The sequence below is a fragment of the Winogradskyella psychrotolerans genome (genome assembly GCF_018860565.1).
In the GTDB taxonomy this organism is placed as follows: Bacteria; Bacteroidota; Bacteroidia; order Flavobacteriales; family Flavobacteriaceae; genus Winogradskyella; species Winogradskyella damuponensis.
The window spans coordinates 1-2,932 of sequence record NZ_JAHKPS010000020.1; the positions used below are offsets into that span (position 1 = coordinate 1).

The window sequence follows — 2,932 nt, forward strand, 5'->3', positions numbered from 1 at the left end:
TCAGCTTGCTCACAACGGTTTTGTATAAGAATAGTAGGGCTGATAACAGGCTGTTTCCTTTCGGTTGAGCTACAAGCCATATTTTTATTTTTCTTTTTAACTTTTGATTTCTAAAAATACTAAAATTAAAAATATGGCGACATAGCAAAAGGGCAATTAATTTCAATATAGAAACTAATCGCCCTATTATTTTTATACATTGTTGGCAACTGGCTTTCCGCGCAGTTTCTTGAATTTAGCTTTTAATTTTCAACAACTACTTTCCCAATTGCGTTTCCACTTTCAAGTCTGGAATAAGCTTTTCCTACATTTTCTAATGAAAAACTTTCTTCATCAAGTAAAGGTTTTAAAGCTCCAGATTCGGCAATTTTAGCAATGTCTCTTAAAATTTCTCCGTGTTTTTCTCTTTGAAAATTATGAATCATTGGTATTAGCATAAACACAACGTGTAATGATAACCCTTTAAAATGCATTGTACTTAAATCTATTTCAGATAATGAAACTGTAGTTGCAACTTGACCATTTAAAGCAGTCGCTTCAAAAGATTTTAATAAATTTTCTCCGCCAACAGAATCATAAACGATATCAAATCCTTTACCATCTGTATGTTTATTTACATAATCTTCAACTGATTCTGACTTGTAATTTATGGATTTTGCTCCATAAGATTTGACTATTTCTGCTTGTTTTTCACTACTGATAGTTGTAAAAACGTCAGCACCAAAATGTTTAGCTAATTGAACTGCAACGTGTCCAACTCCACCAGTTCCGCCGTGAACCAATACTTTCTGTCCTTTCTGAACATTTGCACGAGTTAAACCTTCGTAAGCTGTTATTCCAACTAATGGTAACGATGCGGATTCTTTCATTGTTAAGTTGCTGGGTTTTCTCGCAATCAATTTTGTATCAGCAGTTATGTAATCAGCCAATGTTCCTTGTAAATCTGCTAAACCACCTGCACAACCATAAACTGCATCGCCAACAGAAAATTCAGTAACATCATTTCCCACTTGTTCAATTATTCCAGCAAAGTCCATTCCTAATATGGCTGGATTTTCGGGCGAGAAAGGTAAATCTTTTCCCATATTCTTAATCATTGTATCAACCGTGTTGACACTTGATGCCGAAATTTTCACTAAAACCTGTCCGTTCTTTAAAGTTGGTTTTTCTACTTCTTTGGATTCAAATTTTGCATTTTCCCCATATTCATTGATAATCATTGCATTCATATCTCTTTGATTTTTAATTACTATAAAAATTATAGTTGCAAACTTAAGTATAGTATTCTATATTTGCAATAACGGTCAAAAAGGATAGTTTAATTATGCATAAATTTAGAGGAAAGGAATACCCTTGTTGTGCAAGTCTTACAATGGGAATAATTGGTGGAAAGTGGAAAACTGTAATCTTATACCATTTAATGGGCAAAACTTTACGGTATAATGAATTAAGAAAGGAAATGCCAACAGTAACTGAACGAACTTTGAGTTTGCAGTTAAAAACATTGGAAGAAGATGGTGTTATCAAGCGAAAAGTTTACACTTCAAAACCACCGCTAAAAGTAGAATATTCATTAACTGATTTTGGTAAAACTCTAATTCCGTTAATTCAGTCTATTGCTGATTGGGGTGATTTAGTGGTTGAAAAGTATTCTTAAAGATATTGACCTGAATGAAATCTTTTGATTCCTAATACATCTTATTTGGATTTGCCGAATTTTTAGGAATTTGTTGAATTGAATCCCAATGTTCAACAATTTTTCCATTATCATCAAATCTGAAAAAATCCATTGTCACATATTCATCATTGTCTGGCCAAATTTGGTGTGTATGCAAAGCCACTAAATCGTTCTCTCCGATTACTCGTACAAATTCGATTGATTTATTTGGATACTCTTTTTGCATTCGCTCAAAATAGTTGATAAAGCCTTCAACACCATTTTCCACTTCTGGGTTATGTTGAATATATTCAGCACCAACATATAATTCTGTCGCTTTTCTTGGATTTCCTTCATACGCTAACTTGTAAAAATCCACTGCGTTCTTTTTCATCTTTTCTTTCATTTCGAGGATTTTTTTTTAGCTTGTTGCCAACGAGTTTGTGTAAGCGTCAGTAACGGGAAAAGACGTTAGTATTTTTCCACTGACGTAGCTAATTTAGTTAAAAAGACTGAATTTCCGATAGGGAATTCAGTAGTTATTGCGCTTACACGTTGTTGTGCTTTCGTACTTTATTCCTTTTTTATTTCATAATGACCTTTATTCGGATGTTTTTTTCCACTACAATCGCAACTTGAAAATTCATTACTTGAAATCCAAACTAAATCATTTTTGTTTTTATCATACCAGTTTTTAACAGCAAGTTTGAAATTCAGTCTGTTTTGATAATCCTTTCTCAAAAAATTCCAATACTCACAATATCCGCAACCTTCTTGGTCAAATTCAGTTCCGAGTAATTCAAAAGTTGGTATTCCGTGAATTATTTCCTCAATTGCTACATACGCAATATCAGCAACAGTATGATTTCCGCCAAAGAGTACAACTCCTGCTTTTGTTTCTGTAGAGTCATTCAGTTTTTCTATAAGAAATGGTATTCCTTTTTCTTTTAGTTTTACAACATTCCAAAATAATTCGTCTCCACATTTCGAAAATGCTTCACAGATATATGGCATATTCTCAACATATTTTAAACTGTCAATCTTTTCCTTTATTTCATTCTGACCAAATGATGAAATTGGTAAAATTGATAGGATTAAAAACGCTATTTTAAAATATCTATTCATTTTTTCTTGTATGAAGCACAACGTGTTCGTGTTATGGCTAGTTGCGTTGGTTGGAACTAAGTTAGCAAAAAGAAACGAACCATTAGGAAAATCCGCTAGGATTTTCCGAGTACACACTGACTAGCAATTAGTTATACACGTCTTAAGTTT

At 32.9% G+C, this 2,932-nt stretch carries 4 protein-coding genes; 1 reads left to right on the forward strand and 3 read right to left on the reverse strand.

What is annotated here, in order from left to right; translation table 11 throughout:
- Positions 1 to 242: 242 nt before the first annotated feature.
- Entirely contained in the window at positions 243 to 1,229 is a 987-nt protein-coding gene (locus KO504_RS08925) for a zinc-dependent alcohol dehydrogenase family protein (protein WP_215926094.1), read from the reverse strand.
- A gap of 95 nt (positions 1,230 to 1,324) precedes the next feature.
- On the opposite strand from KO504_RS08925, the gene KO504_RS08930 reads away from it, so the two are divergent.
- Positions 1,325 to 1,657, forward strand: coding sequence for a winged helix-turn-helix transcriptional regulator (locus KO504_RS08930; RefSeq protein ID WP_215926096.1), 333 nt, complete (start codon positions 1,325 to 1,327; stop codon positions 1,655 to 1,657).
- Between the two features lie 31 nt (positions 1,658 to 1,688).
- Here the strand turns inward: KO504_RS08930 and KO504_RS08935 are convergent, their stop codons facing one another.
- Both KO504_RS08935 and KO504_RS08940 read right to left on the reverse strand, forming a co-directional pair.
- Entirely contained in the window at positions 1,689 to 2,051 is a 363-nt protein-coding gene (locus KO504_RS08935; protein ID WP_252723651.1) for a nuclear transport factor 2 family protein, read from the reverse strand.
- 179 nt (positions 2,052 to 2,230) lie between these two features.
- The gene (locus KO504_RS08940) at positions 2,231 to 2,782 is read right to left on the reverse strand and encodes a hypothetical protein (protein ID WP_215926100.1); all 552 of its coding nucleotides are present in this window, start codon (positions 2,780 to 2,782) and stop codon (positions 2,231 to 2,233) included.
- Between the last annotated feature and the right edge of the window lie 150 nt (positions 2,783 to 2,932).